Source organism: Klebsiella sp. EMBS2024 (assembly GCF_036233805.1).
Taxonomy (GTDB): Bacteria; Pseudomonadota; Gammaproteobacteria; order Enterobacterales; family Enterobacteriaceae; genus Klebsiella; species Klebsiella pneumoniae.
On record NZ_JAZARW010000001.1, the window covers coordinates 1638729 to 1660412 of the forward strand.

General features: G+C 59.0%; 18 protein-coding genes and 1 pseudogene. 10 read left to right on the forward strand and 9 right to left on the reverse strand.

What is annotated here, in order from left to right:
* From VZP09_RS07330 to VZP09_RS07360, 7 genes are all read left to right on the forward strand, one after another.
* Positions 1 to 1273 (forward strand): 3-hydroxyacyl-CoA dehydrogenase family protein (locus tag VZP09_RS07330; RefSeq protein WP_328795000.1); only part of this gene is annotated, 1273 nt, incomplete at its 5' end.
* Positions 1263 to 1685: a hydroxyphenylacetyl-CoA thioesterase PaaI gene (gene paaI / locus VZP09_RS07335; protein ID WP_002902876.1), complete on the forward strand. Its 423-nt coding sequence runs from the start codon at positions 1263 to 1265 to the stop codon at positions 1683 to 1685. The genes VZP09_RS07330 and paaI, both read left to right, overlap by 11 nt.
* The gene (pcaF, locus tag VZP09_RS07340; RefSeq protein WP_004151578.1) at positions 1685 to 2890 is read left to right on the forward strand and encodes a 3-oxoadipyl-CoA thiolase; all 1206 of its coding nucleotides are present in this window, start codon (positions 1685 to 1687) and stop codon (positions 2888 to 2890) included. The genes paaI and pcaF overlap by 1 nt, the downstream gene beginning before the upstream one ends.
* Before the next feature lie 26 nt (positions 2891 to 2916).
* Positions 2917 to 4233: a phenylacetate--CoA ligase PaaK gene (gene paaK / locus VZP09_RS07345; protein ID WP_004148224.1), complete on the forward strand. Its 1317-nt coding sequence runs from the start codon at positions 2917 to 2919 to the stop codon at positions 4231 to 4233.
* 119 nt (positions 4234 to 4352) lie between these two features.
* Positions 4353 to 5279 (forward strand): phenylacetic acid degradation operon negative regulatory protein PaaX, encoded by a 927-nt coding sequence (gene paaX / locus VZP09_RS07350; RefSeq protein ID WP_328795001.1) that lies wholly within the window; start codon positions 4353 to 4355, stop codon positions 5277 to 5279.
* Positions 5280 to 5288: 9 nt separating this feature from the next.
* Positions 5289 to 5885, forward strand: coding sequence for a phenylacetic acid degradation protein PaaY (gene paaY / locus VZP09_RS07355; RefSeq protein ID WP_002902883.1), 597 nt, complete (start codon positions 5289 to 5291; stop codon positions 5883 to 5885).
* Positions 5886 to 5893: 8 nt separating this feature from the next.
* On the forward strand, positions 5894 to 6304 hold the full coding sequence (locus VZP09_RS07360) for a GFA family protein (protein WP_024940864.1): 411 nt from the start codon (positions 5894 to 5896) through the stop codon (positions 6302 to 6304).
* 36 nt (positions 6305 to 6340) lie between these two features.
* Here VZP09_RS07360 and azoR read toward each other — a convergent pair whose 3' ends face one another.
* Positions 6341 to 6946 (reverse strand): FMN-dependent NADH-azoreductase, encoded by a 606-nt coding sequence (azoR, locus tag VZP09_RS07365; RefSeq protein ID WP_002902889.1) that lies wholly within the window; start codon positions 6944 to 6946, stop codon positions 6341 to 6343.
* 204 nt (positions 6947 to 7150) lie between these two features.
* Between azoR and hrpA the strand changes: the two genes are divergently transcribed.
* Positions 7151 to 11053 (forward strand): ATP-dependent RNA helicase HrpA, encoded by a 3903-nt coding sequence (gene hrpA / locus VZP09_RS07370; protein WP_328795002.1) that lies wholly within the window; start codon positions 7151 to 7153, stop codon positions 11051 to 11053.
* A gap of 60 nt (positions 11054 to 11113) precedes the next feature.
* Here hrpA and VZP09_RS07375 read toward each other — a convergent pair whose 3' ends face one another.
* The 6 genes and pseudogenes from VZP09_RS07375 to VZP09_RS07400 form a co-directional block, all read right to left on the reverse strand.
* A complete protein-coding gene (locus VZP09_RS07375; protein WP_004151576.1) occupies positions 11114 to 11788 on the reverse strand; it encodes an O-methyltransferase in 675 nt (224 codons plus the stop codon).
* Positions 11789 to 13168, reverse strand: coding sequence for an efflux transporter outer membrane subunit (locus tag VZP09_RS07380; protein ID WP_032414860.1), 1380 nt, complete (start codon positions 13166 to 13168; stop codon positions 11789 to 11791).
* Positions 13165 to 14250 carry an HlyD family secretion protein gene (locus tag VZP09_RS07385; protein WP_002902965.1) on the reverse strand — a complete coding sequence of 362 codons (1086 nt, stop codon included), beginning with the start codon at positions 14248 to 14250 and terminating at the stop codon, positions 13165 to 13167. Before VZP09_RS07385 ends, VZP09_RS07380 begins: the two co-directional genes overlap by 4 nt.
* 28 nt (positions 14251 to 14278) lie before the next feature.
* A pseudogene (locus VZP09_RS07390) lies at positions 14279 to 15931 on the reverse strand (MFS transporter).
* A complete protein-coding gene (locus tag VZP09_RS07395; RefSeq protein WP_002902969.1) occupies positions 15931 to 16362 on the reverse strand; it encodes a MarR family winged helix-turn-helix transcriptional regulator in 432 nt (143 codons plus the stop codon). Before VZP09_RS07395 ends, VZP09_RS07390 begins: the two are co-directional and overlap by 1 nt.
* A gap of 107 nt (positions 16363 to 16469) precedes the next feature.
* Entirely contained in the window at positions 16470 to 17417 is a 948-nt protein-coding gene (locus tag VZP09_RS07400) for a LysR family transcriptional regulator (RefSeq protein ID WP_040189455.1), read from the reverse strand.
* Between the two features lie 100 nt (positions 17418 to 17517).
* Here VZP09_RS07400 and VZP09_RS07405 point away from each other — a divergent pair, with 100 nt between their 5' ends.
* Complete coding sequence (locus VZP09_RS07405; protein WP_328795004.1) at positions 17518 to 18516, forward strand: aldo/keto reductase; 999 nt, start codon at positions 17518 to 17520, stop codon at positions 18514 to 18516.
* A 155-nt stretch (positions 18517 to 18671) separates the two neighbouring features.
* On the opposite strand, the gene VZP09_RS07410 is transcribed toward VZP09_RS07405, so the two are convergent.
* Positions 18672 to 19946, reverse strand: coding sequence for a Glu/Leu/Phe/Val family dehydrogenase (locus VZP09_RS07410; protein WP_328795005.1), 1275 nt, complete (start codon positions 19944 to 19946; stop codon positions 18672 to 18674).
* Positions 19947 to 20158: 212 nt separating this feature from the next.
* Positions 20159 to 20305 (reverse strand): hypothetical protein, encoded by a 147-nt coding sequence (locus tag VZP09_RS07415; RefSeq protein ID WP_032414864.1) that lies wholly within the window; start codon positions 20303 to 20305, stop codon positions 20159 to 20161.
* A 169-nt stretch (positions 20306 to 20474) separates the two neighbouring features.
* Between VZP09_RS07415 and VZP09_RS07420 the strand changes: the two genes are divergently transcribed.
* Positions 20475 to 21680, forward strand: a complete 1206-nt coding sequence (locus VZP09_RS07420; RefSeq protein ID WP_021466165.1) for an aspartate aminotransferase family protein — start codon at positions 20475 to 20477, stop codon at positions 21678 to 21680.
* Positions 21681 to 21684 lie beyond the last annotated feature (4 nt).

Here is a 21684-nt window from a genome sequence, read left to right on the forward strand (position 1 = left end):
GCGTCTGGCGTCACGCGTTGCGCGGGACAAACTGGCGTCAGAGCAGGCCGATGCGCTGCTGGCGCGCCTGCATCCGGCCCACGATTTAGCCGCGCTTGCCGATGCGGATTTAGTGATCGAAGCGGCCTCTGAACGGTTGGAGGTCAAAACGGCGCTGTTCACGCAGCTGGCGGAGATCTGCGCGCCGTCAACGCTGTTGACCAGTAATACCTCGTCTATTTCGATTACCGCTATCGCCGCCGGGGTCAAAAACCCGGAGCGGGTGGCCGGACTGCACTTTTTTAATCCGGCGCCGGTGATGAAGCTGGTCGAGGTGGTGAGTGGTCTTGCGACCTCCACAGAAGTGGTGGAGCAGCTGTGCCAGTGCGTAAGCGGCTGGGGGAAACAGCCGGTGCGCTGCCGCTCAACGCCCGGTTTTATCGTTAACCGCGTAGCGCGTCCGTTCTACGCTGAGGCCTGGCGCGCGCTGGAAGAGCAGGTCGCCGCCCCGGAGGTTATCGATGCCGCTTTGCGTGACGGCGGCGGTTTTCCTATGGGACCGCTGGCGCTGACGGACCTGATTGGCCAGGACGTCAACTTCGCCGTGACCTGTTCGGTGTTTAACGCCTTCTGGCAGGACCGCCGCTACCTGCCATCGCTCCTCCAGCAAGAGCTGGCGCTGGCCGGGCGGCTAGGTAAAAAGAGCGGCCACGGCGTCTATCGCTGGCCCGCTGAGATACTGCCGGACGCGGCGCTGCCGCCGGTAATGATGGGTGCTGAATCCGTTACCGTCAGAAGTGACAACGTCACTGAATTAGACGATGTCTTGCTGCTGGAGACTGAAGGCGAGACCGCCCTGGCGCTGAGTATTAAGCATCACCGCCCGGTGGTGGTGTATGACCTGTGCGCCAGCGATACGGTGGTGCTGGCCGCAGCGGCGACCAACGCGCCTGCGGCCACTGATAAGGCCGTGCATTACTTCCAGCAGCAGGGCAAGAAAGTGCTGCGTATTGCCGATTATCCCGGCCTGCTGGTGTGGCGCACGGTGGCGATGCTGATTAACGAAGCGCTGGATGCGGTACAAAAAGGCGTCGCCAGCCCGCAGGATGTCGATACCGCGATGCGCCTTGGCGTGAACTATCCGCATGGCCCGCTGGCATGGGGAGAACGCCTTGGCTGGCGGCGGGTGCTGCAACTGCTGGAGAACCTGCAACACCATTATGGCGAGGAGCGCTATCGCCCCAGTTCCCTGCTGCGCCAGAAGGCGCTGATGGAGAAGCACCATGAGCAATGATCCGTGGCGCAACGCGCGCGTGATGTACGAAAAAGATACCTGCGCCAGAAAGATGGGGATCGAACTTATCGAAATGGACGACGGTTTTGCGCAGATGAGTATGACCGTCTCGGCGGACATGCTTAACGGCCATCAAACCTGTCACGGCGGTCAGCTATTTACGCTCGCCGATACCGCTTTCGCCTACGCCTGTAACAGCCAGGGGCTGGCGGCGGTGGCCTCGGCGGCAAGCATTGATTTTCTTCGTCCGGCGTTTGCCGGCGACCGGCTGGTCGCCACCGCCAGAGTCAAACAGCAGGGCAAGCTGACCGGCGTCTACGACATCGAAATTGTTAATCAACAGCAAAAGATTGTGGCCCTGTTCCGCGGCAAATCGCACCGCATCGGCGGCACAATCACGGGAGACGTGTAATGCGCGACGCCTTTATTTGTGACGGGATCCGTACGCCGATTGGCCGCTACGGCGGCGCGCTGGCCAGTGTGCGCGCCGACGACCTGGCGGCGATCCCGCTGCGTGAGCTCCTGAGTCGTAATCCTGGGCTCGACCCGGCAGCAATTGATGATGTGATTTTCGGCTGTGCGAATCAGGCCGGGGAAGATAACCGCAACGTGGCGCACATGGCGACGTTGTTGGCCGGTTACCCGCATACCGTGCCGGGCACCACGATTAACCGCCTGTGCGGATCGGGTCTGGATGCCATCGGCTTTGCCGCCAGGGCGATCAAAGCCGGCGATGCCGATCTGCTGATTGCCGGCGGCGTGGAATCGATGTCGCGTGCGCCTTTCGTGATGGGAAAAGCCAGCGCGCCGTACCAGCGTCAGGCGGAACTCTTTGATACCACGATTGGCTGGCGTTTTGTGAACCCGCTCATGGCGCAACACTTCGGAACTGACAGCATGCCGGAAACGGCCGAGAATGTAGCTGAATTGTTAAATATCAGCCGGGCCGATCAGGACGCTTTCGCCTGGCGCAGCCAGCAGCGCACGGCGCAGGCCCAGCGCGACGGCATTCTGGCGCAGGAGATTGTGCCGGTGCAGATTGTCGGCCGGAAAGGGGCGGTTAGCGACGTGCGCGAGGACGAGCATCCGCGCCCGGAAACCACGCTTGAGCAGCTGGCGAAACTGAAAGCGCCGTTCCGCCAGGGCGGCGTCATTACTGCGGGCAATGCTTCCGGCGTCAACGATGGCGCCGCGGCGCTGATCATCGCCAGCGAACAGCAGGCCGCTATCCAGGGGCTCACGCCGCGGGCGCGTATCGTGGCGATGGCGACGGCGGGTGTCGAACCGCGCCTGATGGGACTGGGGCCGGTACCGGCGGTGCGTAAAGTGCTGGAGCGGGCGGGACTCAATATTAACGATATGGATCTGATTGAGCTGAATGAGGCCTTCGCCGCCCAGGCCCTGGGGGTGCTCAGACAGCTCGGCGTGCCGGACGATGCGGCGCACGTGAATCCCAACGGCGGCGCCATCGCGTTAGGCCATCCGCTGGGCATGAGCGGCGCGCGGTTAGCGCTGAGCGCCAGCCTTGAGCTGCAACGCCGGGGCGGGCGCTATGCGCTGTGTACGATGTGTATTGGCGTGGGTCAGGGCATTGCCATGATCCTCGAGCGAGTGTGAGCTAATTTACCTGCGAGTACCCTACAATGATAACTACTACAAAATTAGATCCGATTGAAACCGCATCGCGTGACGAACTGCAGGCCCTGCAAACCCAGCGCCTGAAATGGACGCTGAAGCATGCGTACGAAAATGTGCCGATGTATCGCCGCAAGTTCGACGCCGCCGGCGTGCACCCTGACGACTTTCGGGAATTAAACGATCTGCAAAAATTCCCCTGTACCACCAAACAGGATCTGCGCGACAACTATCCCTTCGATACCTTCGCGGTGCCGATGGAGCAGGTGGTGCGCATTCACGCCTCTTCCGGCACCACCGGCAAACCGACGGTGGTGGGATATACGCAAAACGATATTGATAACTGGGCCAATATTGTCGCCCGTTCGCTGCGCGCGGCCGGTGGTTCAGCAAAAGATAAAATTCACGTCGCCTACGGCTACGGCCTGTTTACCGGCGGCCTTGGCGCGCACTACGGCGCGGAACGTTTGGGCGCGACGGTGATCCCGATGTCCGGCGGACAGACCGAAAAACAGGCGCAGCTGATCCGCGATTTCCAGCCGGATATGATCATGGTGACGCCGTCCTACTGTCTGAATCTGATTGAAGAGCTGGAGCGCCAGATGGGCGGCGATGCCCGCGGCTGTTCATTGCGGGTCGGCGTCTTTGGCGCTGAGCCGTGGACGCTGGCGATGCGCGCGGAAATCGAGCGCCGGCTGGGGATCACCGCCCTGGATATTTACGGTTTGTCGGAAGTCATGGGACCGGGCGTAGCGATGGAGTGTCTGGAAACCGTTGACGGCCCGACTATCTGGGAAGACCACTTCTTCCCGGAAATCGTCAACCCGGACGACGGTACGCCGCTGGAAGATGGCGAGCATGGTGAGCTGCTGTTTACCACCCTGACCAAAGAAGCGCTGCCGGTGATCCGCTATCGTACCCGCGATCTGACGCGCCTGCTGCCGGGAACCGCGCGGACCATGCGCCGCATGGATCGCATCAGCGGACGCAGCGACGATATGCTGATTATCCGCGGGGTTAACGTCTTCCCCTCGCAGCTGGAAGAGGAGATCCTCAAGTTTGAACACCTGGCGCCGCACTATCAGTTAGAGGTCAATCGCCGCGGTCATCTGGATTCGCTGGCGGTGCGCGTTGAGCTGAAAGAGAGCGGGCTGGCGCTGAGTCATGAACAACGCTGCCAGATTTGCCATCAGTTGCGTCACCGCATTAAGTCGATGGTCGGGATCTCCACCGATATTACTATCGTCAACTGCGGCAGCATTCCGCGCTCGGAAGGGAAAGCCTGTCGGGTATTCGACCTGCGAAAAGCGGTGGTTAGCGGTTAATCCTCTCTCCGGCTGCGTGGCTGCGCGGCAGGCACCCGGCTGAAGCGTTTGCGCCGTCAGCCGGGGAGTTTCCTGTGCTATGATTCATAAAGGAAAAATATAACAACAGAATGAATCAGATGAGTAAACTCGACGCCTTTATTCAACAAGCGGTGACGGCGATGCCGATCAGCGGCACGTCATTAATTGCCTCGCTGTATGGCGACGCTTTATTACAACGCGGTGGGGAAGTGTGGCTGGGCAGCGTCGCGGCGCTGCTGGAAGGATTAGGCTTCGGCGAGCGCTTCGTACGCACCGCGCTGTTTCGCCTCAATAAAGAAGAGTGGCTTGATGTTGTCCGCATCGGCCGGCGCAGCTTCTATCGCCTGAGTGATAAAGGGCTGCGCCTGACCCGGCGCGCGGAGCATAAAATTTATCGCGCCAGTGCCCCGGAATGGGACGGTACCTGGCTGCTGCTGCTTTCGGAAGGGCTGGAGAAAAATGTGCTCGCCGACGTTAAAAAGCAGCTGCTGTGGCAGGGGTTTGGCGCGCTGGCGCCGAGCCTGCTGGCCTCGCCGTCGCAAAAGCTGGCCGATGTCCAGTCTCTGCTCCACGAAGCGGGCGTCGCCGAAAACGTCATCTGTTTTGAAGCCCATTCGCCGCTGGCGCTCTCCAGAGCGGCCCTGCGCAGCCGGGTGGAGGAGTGCTGGCATCNCACCGAACAAAATGAGATGTACGAGGCGTTTATCGCCTTGTTCCGACCTCTACTGCCGCTGCTGCGCGATTGCGACCCGTCAGAGTTGACGCCGGATCGCTGTTNCCAGATCCAACTGCTCCTTATCCATTTCTATCGCCGGGTGGTGCTCAAAGACCCGCTGCTACCGGAAGAGCTCCTGCCGGCGCATTGGGCAGGGCAAACCGCCCGCCAGCTGTGTATCAATATTTATCAACGCGTGAGTCCCGGCGCGCTGGCGTTCGTCAGCGAGAAAGGTGAGAGCTCGGTGGGCGAGCTCCCGGCGCCGGGTCCGCTCTATTATCAGCGCTTTGGCGGTTTGCCGGGCGCATAAGGAGGTTGCATGCCGATATATCAGATTGATGGACTGACGCCGGTGGTGCCGGAGGAGAGTTACGTTCACCCGACCGCGGTGTTGATTGGCGACGTGATCCTCGGCAAAGGGGTCTATGTTGGGCCCAACGCCAGCCTGCGCGGCGACTTCGGGCGCATCGTGGTCAAAGACGGCGCCAATATTCAGGATAACTGCGTGATGCATGGCTTCCCCGGCCAGGATACGGTGGTGGAAGAGGAGGGCCATATCGGCCACGGCGCTATTCTGCACGGCTGCGTGATTGGCCGCAACGCGCTGGTGGGCATGAGTGCGGTGATTATCGACGGGGCGGTCATTGGCGAAAACAGCATTGTCGGCGCTTCGGCCTTTGTCAAAGCCAACGCCGAGATGCCCGCCAACCATCTGATTATCGGCAGCCCGGCAAAAGCGATTCGCACCCTGAGCGAACAGGAGCTGGCGTGGAAAAAACAAGGTACCCGTGAATACCAGGCGTTGGTGGAACGCTGTAAGCAGACGCTGCACCAGGTGGAGCCATTACGGGAAGTCGAAGCAGGGCGTAAGCGGCTGGCGTTTGATGAAAACCTGCGGCCAAAAGCCGCCACCTGAGGGGTAAAATTATGGCAGAGAAATTATCCGCTCATTGTCACTGCGGTGCGGTGGCGTTTACCGTGGAACTCAGCGACGGCTTCAACACCGTTCGGCGCTGTAACTGCTCATATTGTCGCATGCGTGGGGCGGTCGCGGTCTCTTCGCCGCGTTCAGGAATAGAGGTGGTACGCGGAGGGGATAAGCTCACAGAGTATCGCTTTAATACAGGGGAAGCCGTGCACTTTTTCTGCTCGGTATGCGGGATCTACACCTTTCATCAACGGCGATCAAACCCACAGCAGTATGGGGTGAATGTGGCCTGCATTGACGGCGTTTCGCCTTTCGATTTCCCTTGCGTGGAGGTCAACGACGGCGTGAATCATCCAAAAGATGGCGGCGGAGGCGTGGTGGGGTATTTACGCTACGAGAAAAAGTAAAACTCTCCTCCCGCAGGAAGCGAGAGGAGTGAAATATTAGGCTGCAACCACGCTGTCGATGGCCGCTTTCGCGTCAGACTGCGCTTTGGCCGCGACTTCCGGGCCGTAAGCGATACCTTCGGCGAACACAAAGTTCACGTCGGTGATGCCGATGAAGCCGAGGAAGGTGGACAGGTACGGGGTGACCAGGTCGGTCGGAGTATCTTTATGGATACCGCCGCGGCTGGTAACGACGACCGCGCGTTTACCGGTTACCAGACCTTCCGGCCCTTTCTCGGTGTAGCGGAAGGTGACGCCGGCGCGAGCCACCAGGTCGAAATAGTTTTTCAACTGCGTCGGGATGTTGAAGTTGTACATCGGCGCAGCGATAACAATCACATCGTTGCCTTTCAGTTCGGCGATCAGCTCGTCGGAAAGGGCCAGCGCTTCCTGCTGACGCGGAGTCAGCGGCGCGTCGCTCGGACGCAGGGCGCCAACCAGTTCGCCATCCAGAACCGGGATCGGATTGGCGGCCAGGTCACGCACGGTGATCTCATCGCCAGGGTGTTTTTCCTGCCATTGTTCAACAAAATAGTCGGAAAGCTGACCAGATTGTGAGTACCCTGCCAGAATACTGGATTTCAGAACTAATACTTTGCTCATGGGTGTTTCCTTTTTTTAATGTGATTGACGGGTCAATGCCCTGGTGCTTGTTGACACTGTATTCACAATCGCGCCACAGAGATAGCGCAATATATCGAATCCTATGTTCAGATTTTTTGAACAAGGCACGAATGACACAGATGTGGTACTCTAAGGCAATACTTCAAAAGAGATTTTCCCGGCAGAGCTCTGCCCGATAACGCTATGACAGAACAACAAAAAATCACCTTCCCCCAGCTTTATCAACAGCTCGACGGCCTGATGCTGCGCGACAAAACGCGCTTTGCCCGCCGTCTACACGGCGTGAAGAAGGTTAAAAATCCTGAATCGCAACAGGCCATTCTGCAGGAGATGGCGCTGGAGATAAGCCAGGCAGCCGGTAAAGTCCTGCTGCGCGAAGCGGCGCGTCCGGCCATCACCTATCCGGAAAACCTGCCGGTTAGCCAGAAAAAACAAGAGATTCTCGAGGCGGTGCGCGACCACCAGGTGGTGATCGTCGCCGGGGAGACCGGTTCGGGTAAAACCACCCAGTTGCCCAAAATCTGCATGGAGCTGGGGCGCGGGCTGAAAGGACTCATCGGCCATACCCAGCCGCGTCGCCTGGCGGCGCGGACCGTCGCCAATCGTATTGCCGAAGAGCTGCAGAGCGAGCCGGGCGGCTGCATCGGCTATAAAGTCCGCTTCAGCGACCACGTCAGCGAAAACACCATGGTTAAGCTAATGACCGACGGTATCCTGCTGGCGGAGATCCAGCAGGATCGTCTGTTGATGCAGTACGACACCATCATTATCGATGAGGCGCACGAGCGCAGTCTGAATATTGACTTTCTGCTCGGCTATCTGAAAGAGCTCCTGCCGCGCCGCCCGGACCTGAAAATCATCATTACCTCGGCGACCATCGACCCGGAACGTTTCTCAAAGCATTTCAATAATGCGCCGATTATCGAAGTCTCCGGGCGGACTTACCCGGTGGAAGTGCGCTATCGGCCGATAGTGGAAGAGGCGGACGATACCGAGCGCGATCAGTTACAGGCGATCTTTGATGCGGTTGACGAACTGGGGCGCGAAGGGCCCGGCGATATTCTGATCTTTATGAGCGGTGAGCGGGAAATTCGCGATACCGCCGATGCGCTGAATAAGCTGGATCTGCGCCATACCGAAGTGCTGCCGCTGTACGCCCGCCTGTCCAACAGCGAGCAGAACCGCGTCTTCCAGCCGCACAGCGGGCGGCGCATCGTGCTGGCGACCAACGTGGCGGAAACCTCGCTGACCGTGCCGGGCATTAAGTACGTTATCGATCCCGGTACTGCGCGTATTAGTCGCTACAGCTATCGCACCAAGGTGCAGCGCCTGCCGATCGAGCCGGTTTCCCAGGCGTCCGCCAACCAGCGTAAGGGCCGCTGCGGCCGCGTTTCGGAAGGGATCTGTATTCGTCTTTATTCAGAAGACGATTTCCTGTCGCGCCCGGAATTTACCGACCCGGAGATTCTGCGCACCAACCTGGCGTCGGTCATCCTGCAGATGACCGCCCTGGGCTTAGGCGATATCGCCGCCTTCCCGTTTGTCGAAGCGCCGGATAAGCGCAATATCCAGGACGGCGTACGCCTGCTGGAAGAGCTGGGCGCCATCACCACCGATGCGCAGGCAACGGCTTATAAGCTAACCCCGCTGGGCCGCCAGCTCAGCCAGCTACCGGTGGATCCGCGTCTGGCGCGCATGGTGCTGGAGGCGCAGAAGCACGGCTGCGTGCGGGAAGCGATGATCATCACCTCCGCGCTGTCGATCCAGGACCCGCGCGAGCGGCCGATGGACAAACAGCAGGCCTCTGACGAAAAACATCGCCGCTTCCACGATAAAGAGTCCGATTTCCTCGCCTTCGTCAATCTGTGGAACTACCTCGGCGAGCAGCAGAAGGCGCTGTCGTCGAATCAGTTCCGCCGCCAGTGCCGGGTCGATTTTCTTAACTATCTGCGCGTGCGCGAATGGCAGGACATCTACACCCAGCTGCGCCAGGTGGTGAAAGAGCTTGGCCTGCCGATCAACAGTGAGCCGGCGGAATATCGCGAGATCCATACTGCGTTGCTGACCGGTCTGCTGTCGCACATCGGCATGAAAGATGCCGATAAGCAGGAGTTTACCGGCGCCCGTAATGCGCGGTTCTCTATCTTCCCCGGCTCCGGTCTATTCAAGAAGCCGCCGAAGTGGACGATGGTTGCGGAGCTGGTCGAGACCAGCCGGCTGTGGGGGCGTATTGCCGCGCGCATTGAGCCGGAGTGGGTGGAGCCGGTAGCGCAGCACCTGATCAAGCGCTCATACAGTGAGCCGCACTGGGAGCGGTCGCAGGGCGCGGTGATGGCGACGGAAAAGGTTACCGTTTACGGCCTGCCGATCGTCGCCGCGCGTAAGGTCAACTACAGCCAGATTGATCCGGCGCTGTGTCGTGAGCTATTTATCCGCCACGCGCTGGTAGAGGGCGACTGGCAGACGCGGCACGCCTTCTTCCGCGAAAACCTGAAGCTGCGGGCGGAAATCGAAGAGCTGGAGCATAAGTCGCGCCGTCGCGACATCCTGGTGGATGACGAGACGATGTTCGAGTTTTACGACCAGCGCATTAGCCACGACGTCATCTCCGCTCGCCACTTTGATAAGTGGTGGAAGCAGGCCAGCCGCGAAACGCCAGACTTGCTCAATTTTGAAAAGAGCATGCTGATTAAAGAGGGGGCGNAGCAGGTCAGTAAACTGGACTACCCGAACTTCTGGCATCAGGGCAACCTCAAGCTGCGGCTTAGCTACCAGTTTGAACCTGGCGCCGACGCCGATGGCGTGACGGTGCATATTCCGCTGCCGCTGCTGAACCAGGTAGAGGAAGCCGGGTTTGAATGGCAGATCCCTGGTCTGCGTCGCGAGCTGATTATCGCGCTGATAAAATCGCTGCCGAAGCCGGTACGGCGCAATTTCGTCCCGGCTCCCAACTATGCGGAAGCGTTTCTTGGCCGGGCGACGCCGCTTGAGCTGCCGCTGCTCGATTCGCTGGAGCGCGAGCTGCGTAAGATGACCGGCGTGACCATCGACCGCGAAGCCTGGCAGTGGGATCAGGTGCCCGATCACCTGAAAATCACTTTCCGGGTGGTGGATGATAAAAACAAGAAGCTGCAGGAAGGGCGCTCGCTGCAGGCGTTGAAAGACGCCCTGAAGGGCAAAGTGCAGGAGACGCTGTCGGCGGTCGCTGATGACGGTATTGAGCAGAGCGGGCTGCATATCTGGAGCTTTGGCACCCTGGCGGAAAGTTACGAACAGAAGCGCGGTAACTATAAGGTGAAAGCCTGGCCGGCGCTGGTGGACGAGCGCGACAGCGTGGCCATCAAGCTGTTTGATAATCCACAGGAACAGCAGCAGGCCATGTGGCGCGGTCTGCGTCGCCTGCTGCTGCTCAACATCCCGTCGCCGATTAAGTATCTGCACGAGAAACTACCGAATAAAGCCAAGCTTGGGCTCTACTTTAACCCGTACGGCAAAGTGCTGGATCTGATTGACGATTGCATCTCCTGCGGCGTTGATAAGCTTATTGACGAAGCGGGCGGTCCGGTGTGGACGGAAGAGGGCTTTAGTCAGCTGCACGATAAAGTGCGAGCCGAGCTCAACGACACGGTGGTGGAGATCGCTAAACAGGTCGAGCAGATCCTCACCGCGGTGTTCAATATCAACAAACGGCTGAAAGGCCGGGTGGATATGACCATGGCGCTGGGGCTGTCGGATATCAAAGCGCAGATGGCGGGTCTGGTGTATCGCGGCTTTGTCACCGGCAACGGTTTCCGCCGTCTTGGCGATACGCTGCGCTATCTGCAGGCGATTGAAAAGCGTCTGGAGAAGATGGCTATCGATCCGCACCGCGATCGGGCGCAGATGCTTAAGGTGGAGAGCGTGCAGCAGGCGTGGCAGCAGTGGCTGAATAAGCTACCGCCGAACCGCCGTGAGGACGACGATGTCCGGGAGATCCGCTGGATGATCGAGGAGCTGCGGGTCAGCTTCTTCGCCCAGCAGCTGGGCACCCCGTATCCTATCTCGGACAAGCGAGTGTTGCAGGCGATGGAGCAAATTACCCCATAGCCTGGCTGGTTGTCCCCGGTGGCGCTGCGCTTACCGGGGCTACTGGTCAGGCGTCCACGCTTAAGCGTTTACCCACGCCAGAGTAAAGCCGTCCCAGCCTTTAGTGCCCACGGTTTGCAGCGCCGTTGCCGTCAACCTTGGCTCGGCGCCCATCATCTCAATGAACTGACGCACGCCCTGAACGCGCTCGTCGGCGCTCTGTGGGTTGACCACTTCGCCGTCGCGTACCACGTTATCGCCAATAATTAAGGTTCCTGGGCGGGAATAACGTAGCGCCCAGCGCAGATAATGGGGGTTATTCGGCTTATCGGCATCGATGAAGATCAGATCGAAAGCGGGACATTCGCCAAGCGACTCCAGGGACTGTAGCGCGGGTCCCTCCCGTAGCGTGACCCGCTGGTCAACGCCCGCCAGCTGCAGATTCTCCCGCGCCACCTGGGCATGATGCGCGTCGGCCTCCAGGGTGAGGAGTTGGCCGTCGGCAGGAAGCTCGCGCGCCATCCAGATGGTGCTATAGCCGCCGAGGGTGCCGATCTCCAGTATCCGCTTAGCCTGGGTTAGCCGTACCAGCAGGGCGAGAAACTGACCCTGATTGGCGGCGACATCGTGTGCCGGGAGCCCGGCACGATGGTTGTTTTCCAGTACCCGATCGAGCACAGGATCGCCGGGAATTAAGGCCTTAATCAAATAATTGTCTACTGCCGACCACTGTTGTTGCATATGACGCTTCCCCATTTAGCTCCCTGATGAGTCAGACCAGCCGCCTCCCAGCGCCCGGTACAGATCGATCTGCGCCAGCAGCAGGTTGTTCTTCACCTGCACCACGCTAAGCTGGGTGGAGAACAGCGTTCGCTGGGCATCAAGCACATCCAGATAAGAAGAGTAGCCGTTACGGTAGCGGTTTTGTGCAATACGTAAGGTTTCCTGGGCAACGGTCTCTTGTTCCTGAAGCTCGGTTAACTGTTCGCCATAGCGACTGATGGCGTCCAGGCTGTCATTGACCTCTTTGAACGCGCTGCGCACCGTTTTCTCATAGCTATAGAGCGCCTGGTTGCGCTGGGCCATGGAGACGTCCACCTGGGCATTTAACGCCTGGCGGTTTAGCAGCGGCGCCAGAATACTGCCGCCAAGACTCCACAGCCGCAGCGGGTTGTCCAGCAGATCCGGCAGCGTCCGGTCCTGCAGGCTGCCGGTAGTGGTCAGGTTAATAGAGGGCAGCAGCTGCGCCTGCGACGAGGCCAGCGTGGCGTCGGCAGCCACCAGCTGGCGCTCGGCCTGAGCGATGTCCGGACGGCGGTTGAGCAAGGTGGACGGCAGCTGCGACGGCAGACGCAGCGGGGTAAGCTGGGCGAATTCGCCGCGTTTTACCGCGCCAGGGTTATCGCCGAGCAGCACGCTGAGCGCATTTTCCTGCTGCGCAATCTGGTGCTGTAGCGGCGGGATCTGCGCCCGCGTTGACCGCAGCTCCGAATCCGCCTGCATCAGCTCAAGGCGTGAAGTATACCCGGTTTCAAACTGACGTTTGGCCAGGCGCCACGCGTCTTCCCTTGATGTTAGCGTCTGCTGGGTCACCCGCAGCTGCTCATCCAGCGACAGCAGCGTGACGTAGCCAACGGCCACCGAGCTGGCGACGCTCAAATTGGCGGCGGCGGCGGCGGCTTTCTGCGCCTCAAGGCTGGCCCCGGCGGCGTTGGCCGCGCTGCGGTTCGCTCCCCAGATATCGACATCATAGCTGGCGGTCAGGCCGCCCTTATACAGTGTGCTGTGGATCGGCAGGCCGGTGGCGGCGGACTGCGTCCGGGCGCGGGTGCCGGTGAGGCTGGCGTCCAGTGACGGAAACAGGCTGCTGTCGGCGGCGTAAGCGCGCGCCTGATACTCATTCACCCGCTCGCGGGCGATCAGCACATCGCTGTTATAGCGCAGCGCCTGGTCGACATACTGATTGAGGGTACTGTCATGAAAATTGCGCCACCATACGCCCTCCACCGGGCTGGCCGGGCCAACGTCGGCCCGCCAGGCGGCAGGAATGGTCAGGGTCGGCTGCGCGCGTTGCACATCGGCGGATTGACAGCCGACCAGCGCCAGAACGATAGCAAGGGCGACCGGGCGGATCATGGTTGTTTCTCCGCACGGGTATCAATAGTCACCTGCACCGACATCCCCGGCCGCAGGCGTTCGCTGTTGTTTTGCCCGTCGTTGACCGTAATACGCACCGGGATGCGCTGGGCGATCTTGACGAAATTGCCGGTGGCGTTGTCCGGAGAGATGGCGCTGAACTCCACCCCGGTCGCCGGGGAGATACTCTGCACCTTGCCGTGGAAGGTCTCGCCGTTGAGCGCGTCTACGGTGAAGGTGACCGGCTGGCCAACGCGTACTTCGGCCAACTGGGTCTCTTTGAGGTTGGCAATCACCCAGTGCTGCGGCGGAACCAGCGAGGTCAGATGGGTTCCGGCGCTGACATAGGCGCCAAGACGCACCGAGATCTGCCCCAGCTGGCCGCCGGTGGGGGCGATAATCTGGGTATTCTGCAGGTCGATCTGCGCCAGCTCAAGCGCCGCTTTGGCGCTGGCCACGTCGGCCTCCAGCGAATCGCGATTGACGATGGTCGATTCACGGTCCTGGCGCGACATCTCCAGCGCCGCTTTCGCCTGCTCAATATCCGCCGCCCCTTGCGCCGCGCTGGCCCGCGCCGAATCACGTTCGCGGATCGACAGCGAACCGTCGGCGGTTAACTGCTGGATGCGTTTTAAATCGGCCTGGATTTTCAGATTCTGCGCGCGGGCGTTTTGCAGCGCGGCTTCATTCTTGGCGATCGTCGCCTCGGCGCTTTTGCGCTGTTGCAGGTTATTGCGCAGCGCGGCCTCTTTCATCGCCAGGGTAGCCTGGGCCTGATGCACCCGCTGTTTATAGATGCGATCGTCTATCTGGAACAGCACCTCGCCCGGCTGGACAATCGCGAAATCTTTGACGTTGACGGCGGTGATATAGCCGTTGACCTGCGGGCTAATAAAGGTGGTCTGCCCGCGCACATAGGCGTTGTCGGTAAACTGGCTATGGCGAGTGAACGGCGGCAGTTGCCAGGCGTAGAGGATCACCAGCACGCCGACGAGGCCTATCGCCGCGGCGGTAAAAATGGAAACCACGCGAATATTATTCCGGGTGTTGGCCTGTTGTTTGGCCGCATCCTGCTGACTCATAACGACTCCAGAGATGAAATGATGATAATTATTTGCTGCCGGTAGCGCGTTGCAACGCGATACGGGCAGTCAGTCGTAAGCGAATTAAGCGCCAGAAAACCCACACTAGTGTCCCGGCGGAGATCGCCGCCGTCAGCAGATAGGTATCATTCCAGGCGAGAATATTGGCCTGCAGCGCCGCGGCGTTTTGCAGCAGGGTGGTGGCCTGAACGTTGAGTAGCGTACTGTCGCCAATCTGGCTCTGATACATCTGGCTGTACTGCTGCAGCCGCTCGACGATCAGCGGGTTCAGGGTGGTTATCTGGTCCGCCAGCTGGCTGGAGTGGAATTTCTCACGCCAGGTCTGGAAGGTGCCGAGGATCGCCGAGCCGAGCAGCCCGCCAATGTTCTGGCTCATGCCGAACAGCACCGAGAAGCTGACCAGGTTGCGCGGGTCGGCAAACACGCCGCCAATCCCGGCGAGCATCGCCGGGGCCAGAAAGAAGGCGCTGCCGAAGCCGAGTAAAAACTGGCTGAACATTAATTGTTCCGGACGGGTGAGGGCGTTGGACTGGCTGTCGAGCAGCGAGGCTATCATGATCAGCGCCAGCGCGGTGGCGGTCGGCCAGTAGAGCTTCTGCGGGTTGAGCGTCAGACAGCTGGCAATGATCCCGCACAGAATACCGGCGAAAATCGACCACGCGAGGTTAGTCATCTGTTCGTTTTGCAGGCCAACGTACTGCAGCCAGCCGATGACCCCGGTGTTCTGCTCCGCCAACACGATGCGGATCAACAGCATAATCAGGCCCAGACGCACGATGCTGCCGCTGGAGAGCCATTTGGTATTGAGCAGGGGGTTGCTGCGGTTATGCTCGAAGGTAATCGCAGCGACGATCAGTATTACCGCCGCCGCCAGCGCCCAGCCGATCCACGGCGCTTCAAACCACCACTCGAGCCGCCCCAGCGACAGCACGGCGCACACCAGCGCCATGCCTGGCGCCAGCAGAAAGAAGGTAATGAAATCCTTTTTTTCGAACACTTTTTTACGATCGCTTGGCGGCAGTTTTAGCGCGATGACGCAGGCCAGCGACACCAGCGCCAGGCCCAGCTCAAAGAAGTAGAGACCGCGCCATTCATCGGTCTGCAGCAGTTCGGTGGAAAAGAGGCGCGCCAGGGGAATGGCCAGCGACGAGCCGGTGATGCCGATAGTCAGCCCTTTCAGGCGATGGCGCGCAGGCCAGGCCTGTACCTGGTAGTAGATCCCCAGCGAGCTGAGCGCCGCGGCCACCATGCCGTGGGCGGCGCGAACCATCATCGCTGAGCTGAGATCGTTGACGAAGAGGTGGAAAAAGGTGACCAGCACATAGAGCACCAAAAAGCCTTCGGTGAAAGCGCGCAGGCCAAACTGCTGGCGGAATTTCACCAGCAGCAGGTTGATGGAGACGTTGGTCATCACGTATACCGCCGGCAGCCAGGCGATTTCTGNCGACCAGGCGGCGAAGGTACCCTGCAGCAGCTGCAGGTTCGCGGTGACCACTGCGTTGCCCAGCGCGCCGGTGAGACATACCAGCAGACCGACCACGCCGTAGGCAAGGCGTTTCGCCGGACTGTGCAGCGGCGTCGACGGCGAACCGAGCAGAGCCGGTTTTTCATGCGGCGCCCAGTCATGCGGGGCGTAGGGGTTATCCTGGCGACGGGGCATTATTTCTTCTCCACTTCGCGCAACAGCTTTTCCAGCACCCGCTGGGTTTGCTCCTGCTCCTGTGGGGTAATCGCCGTCAGGATCTCTTCGCGCAGATCGTCAGCCACCGTTTTGACCTGTTCATAGAGGGCCTTCCCTTTGTCGGTGACCACCAGCAGTCGCTTACGTTTGTCGCTGGCGGTGGTGATGCGCTCAACCAGTCCGAGGGCGACCAGACGATGGATCAACGGCACAATGGTCGGGCTCTCCACCCCCAGCTCCTGCGCCAGTTCGCTTTGCGACAGCGGCTGCTGGTGGCGGGCGATGGACGCTACCGCCACCCAGCTGGCCTGGCTGAGACCGAGATTTTTCAGCCGACGATTGACCGCCAGCCGCCAGTGGTGCGCGGTGAGGTATAAAAGATGAGAGAAGGTAAGCTGTCGATTGTCCATAGGTCGTCTGTCAATATCGTTAGAGCTCTAACGATTTTATGCCGGATAACCGCCGGAGTTCAAGATGAAAGATAGAAATTGGTTAACGGTATGTACGTTAATTGTAGTTAATCTTCCGGCCGCGATCTGTGTCGTGCGGTCTGCTGACCGAGGATATTTTTATTCTGCGCCATCACCCAGGCGATAAAGGCCCGCAGGGGGGCGGGAATATGTTTCCGGCTTGGGTAGTAGACGCAGAAATGGTCGGCAGGATAGCGGTAGCCGGGTAACAAATGGACCAGGCTGCCCGCGCTCAGCTGCTGCGTCACCAGCGACTGATAGACAAAGGCGATGCCTAATCCGCTCTCCGCGGCCTGGATCATTGCGCTATCGGCATCGACGACCAGATCGCCTTTAACCGCGACCTCGCTAAGCTCGCCGCTGGGGCCAATAAACTCCCAGCGGTACTTCTCACCACCAGGAAAACAGCGGTTAATGCAGCGGAAATTAACTAATGACTGCGGGGTATCGGGCTCTCCGGCTTCGCGTATATAATCCGGGCTGGCCACCGGGATCAGCGATAGTTTCTCGCCAAAGGGGATGGCAATCATCTCTTTGGGCACATCCTGCGAATAGCGAATGCCGGCGTCAAAACCGGACTCGATAATATTGACTTTCCGATCGGTGGCATACAGTTCGAGCGTCACATTGGGACAGGCGTTTTTAAAGGCGATAAAATAGTCTTGAAAAAACAGGTCAATAACAATGCGCGGTAAATTAACTTTCACCACGCCTTCCGGAGTCAGACGGTGATAATTCAGACTGTCCACCACCCGGCGATAATCATTGACCACCGGCGTTATATTATTAAGAAATTCCTCACCCACTGCGGTTAATGACAAACTGCGCGTTGAGCGATTTAGCAGGCGCACGCCTAACTTTTCTTCCAGATGATTAATAGCGACGGTAAGGGCCGGTGGGGAAAGGTTTAACGCTTTAGCGGCCTGACGAAAACTGCCATGTTTCACTATGAGTATTAATATTTCTATTTGTTGCAGATCGGGCAAGGTTTTCATTGTTAATTTCCAGCTAACACCGCGTTCGGAATAGATTAATTGTTATCAATATGAAAGGGAAGTATATATTTAATGCCATTCAGCAATTAAGGAAAATAAGATGAAAACACGTTATCTTGGAAAAGAGAAGTTTCAGGTTTCCGCATTAGGTCTCGGATGTATGGGGATGAGTTTTGCCTATGGCGGCGCTGAAACGTCGCAGGCGATAAATACGATCCATGCCGCCATGGACATGGGCGTGACCTTCCTGGATACCGCCGAAGTATATGGTCCTTTCGATAATGAAGTTCTGGTCGGAAAAGCGATTAAAGGTTTTCGCGATAAGGTGCAGATTGCCACCAAATTTGGATTTCGTATTTTGCCGACCGGCCAGGGTCTGGAGCGGATGGCCGGCGTTGACAGCCGTCCGGCACATATTCGCGAATCAGTGGAAGGGTCGCTGAAGCGACTGAATGTCGAGACCATCGATCTGCTCTATCAGCACCGCGTCGATCCCGCGGTACCGGTGGAAGAGGTGGTGGGCACTATGGCCGATCTGGTTAAAGAGGGTAAAATTCGCCATATCGGTCTGTCGGAAGTATCTGCTCAGACGCTGCGCCGGGCCTGCAAGGTACATCCGATCGCTGCCGTGCAGACGGAATATTCGCTATGGAGCCGCGAGCCGGAGGCCGGTATTCTCCACACCTGCCGCGAGCTGGGGGTCGGCTTTGTGCCATACAGCCCGCTTGGCCGCGGCTTCCTGACGGGGACAATTACCGATCCCGGCGTTTTGGCAGCGGATGATTTCCGCCGCCATCTGCCGCGCTTCCAGGCCGAAACCATGCGCAAAAACCAGCTGCTGCTTGAGCGCCTTCAGCAGGTGGCCACCCGCTATGACGCGACCCTTGCGCAGATTGCCCTTGCCTGGGTGATGAGCAAAGGCGAGGATATCGTGCCTATCCCGGGGGCAAGGAAAATTGCTCACCTGCGCGACAATGCCGGCGCCGCGAATATTACCCTCGCGCCGGAGGACATCCTCACCATCGAACATATTTTCACTGCCGACAACGTCACTGGCTTACGCTATACCCATGGCGATTTTGATTTAATCGAAAAATAATCCCCTACGGGCAGCGGATGGTTATTACTTGCGTGACGTTGTCACCTTTGCCGAACAACTCCTCGTCAGATAGCGCACATCCTCGGCGGTTAACGGCGCGGCAAAGAAAAAAAGGGGCGGCGCAAGGCCACCCCTGATGCGGTTGCTGATGGGGATCAGCCCGGGTAGATGCCGCGGTCTTTACGCGCCATCAGGATGCGCTCGCAGGCCACGATATAGGCGGCGGTGCGCAGCGTACACTCTTTCTCGGCGGCTTTATCCCAGACGTGCACGATAGCGTCGGTCATAATGCGGTCCATCTTGGCGTTGATCTCCTCTTCGCTCCAGAANANGCTGGNNANNTCCTGNACCCACTCNAANTAGCTGACNGTNACCCCGCCGGCGTTGCAGATAACGTCCGGCACCACGATCACGCCGCGCTCGGCCAGCACGTCGTCCGCTTCCGGATAGGTTGGGCCGTTGGCCCCTTCCAGCACCAGTTTGCAGGTCAGCTTCTCAGCGCGCTCGCGGGTGATTTGCCCTTCCAGCGCCGCCGGGATCAGGATGTCCATCGGAGTGGTCCAGAAGGCGTCTTTATCGATCTCCTGGGCGCCCGGGAAACCGGCAATCTGCTTTTTCTCCGCCTGCCAGGCGGTGAGGGCGGCCATATCGATTCCGCCTTCGTTATACAGGGTCGCGGTATGATCCTGAATAACCACGATACGAGCGCCGACGCCGGCGAACAGGCGGGCCGCTTCGCTACCGACGTTACCAAAGCCCTGCAGCGCCACTTTGGCGCCTTCAATTTCGATACCGGCGCGACGGGCAACTTCCCGGCCGGTGACAAACACGCCGCGTCCGGTGGCTTTTTCACGACCGAGGGAGCCGCCGAGGTGGATCGGTTTGCCGGTGACCACGCCGGTGATGGTGGTGCCATGGTTCATGGAGTAGGTGTCCATCATCCATGCCATCACTTTGCCATTGGTGCCGACGTCCGGCGCCGGAATATCTTTCTGCGGCCCGATAATAATGCCGATTTCGCTGGTGTAGCGGCGGGTCAGACGCTCCAGTTCACCTTCCGACAAGGAGAAGGGGTCGACGCGGATGCCGCCTTTGGCCCCGCCGTAAGGAATATTGACCGCGGCGCACTTAATGGTCATCCAGGCAGAAAGTGCCATGACTTCGTTAAGATCGACATCCGGATGGTAGCGAACACCACCTTTACCCGGTCCGCGCGACAGATTGTGCTGAACGCGATAGCCCTCGAAGTGGCGGATGGTGCCGTCGTCCATTTGCACAGGAATGTCGACGATCAGCGCGCGCTTCGGATGGCGCAGGGTTTCCACCCAGTAGGCAAGATCGCCGAGATAAGGCGCGACGCGGTCGATCTGGCGCAGGTAGGTGGTCCATGGAGATGTACTACTTTCAGATGCGTAAGATAACTTTTCCATAAGAGTCCTGTTTCTCAGTGTTATTTATGTCGTGTAAAACCGTGGAATAGCTACAGCAGTAAACTCTGTGCAATGAATGGTATCACCAATTTTATAAAGCGGTATTTGACGGCAATTCCGATTTTTAAATTTTTGTTAGATTTTTTATTTTTTAAGTGAATAACTACGCACGTCAACCACCCGCAAGCTGTGCATTTTAATTCACTTTTTATTCACTTATGCGCATAAGAAAATATTTTTTCTATGTTTTTCATTATCTTGATGATCTTCAAAAAGTGAATAAATTGCTTTTGTCCGTATTGACAATCATGTTGTTCACAGGCCAGCATTAGCCCACACAACAACATGGCATTAACCATGAATTAACAATTACCCGTAAAAAGAATAGGGCTTTATTTTTCTGTGATGAATATTTTTACCATCGCAGCGGGCGCGCTCGTGCCCAAAATAAGCCGAGGGGCAGGGTTGATGTCGATTGTCCAACGCGACGGGAGCGTTTTCCGTCGTCTTACGTTCCGGAGATAAATTATGTCAGGCAGTATGACTCGCGAAGATTTTGACGCTTACCTGGTTCCCTGTTTTGCCCCCGCGCCGTTTATTCCGGTCAGAGCGGCGGGCTCCCGCGTCTGGGACCAGCAGGGGAAAGAGTATATCGATATGGCGGGCGGCATCGCAGTGAACGCCCTGGGCCATGCTCACCCGGCGCTGGCTCAGGCCCTGCAGGATCAACTGGCGAAACTGTGGCATATCGGCAATGGCTATACCAACGAGCCGGTGCTGCAGCTGGCAAAAACCCTCGTGCAGTCGACCTTTGCCGACAAGGTGTTTTTCTGCAACTCCGGCGCCGAAGCCAACGAGGCGGCCCTTAAGCTGGCGCGGAAATATGCCCACGATAAGTTTGGCGGTGAAAAAAGCGAAATCATCGCCTTCAACCACGCCTTCCATGGCCGCACGCTGTTCACCGTCTCCGTTGGCGGCCAGCCGAAATATTCCAGCGATTATGCTCCGCTGCCGCAGGGCATTACCCATCTGCCCTATAACGATATCGAGGCGGTCACCGCGGCGATCACCTCGCGCACCTGCGCGGTGATCGTCGAGCCGATTATCGGCGAAGGCGGGGTGATCCCGGCGGACCCGGCGTTCCTGCAGGCGCTGCGTACCCTCTGCGATCGCCATCATGCCACTCTGATATTCGATGAGGTGCAGACCGGCGCCGGGCGTACCGGCCATCTCTACGCCTACCAGCATTACAACGTCGTCCCGGACATTCTCACCAGCGCCAAAGGGCTGGGGGGCGGCTTCCCGATCGGCGCGATGCTGGCGAAAGAGGCCTGGGCGCAGGTCTTCCAGCCAGGCACCCATGGCACCACCTTCGGCGGCAACCCGCTGGCGGCAACCGTCGCTAACGCCGTGCTGGCCCATCTCGATGCGCCGCTGCTGGCGGGCGTTGGCGAGCGCCATGCGCTGATCGTTGACCAGTTGAATGCGATCTCTGCCCGATACGATGCGTTCAGCGCCGTGCGCGGCACCGGTCTGCTGATCGGCGCTGAGCTGGCGGGGCCGCTGCGCGGCAAGGCGAAAACGTTGACTAACCTGGCGGCGGAAGAGGGGCTGATCGCCCTGATTGCCGGCCCGGACGTGCTGCGCTTCGCGCCGGCGCTCAATATCCCGCTGGCGGATATTGCGGAAGCCTTCGTGCGCCTTGATCGCGCCGTTGCCCGCTTAACCCGCTAACCGG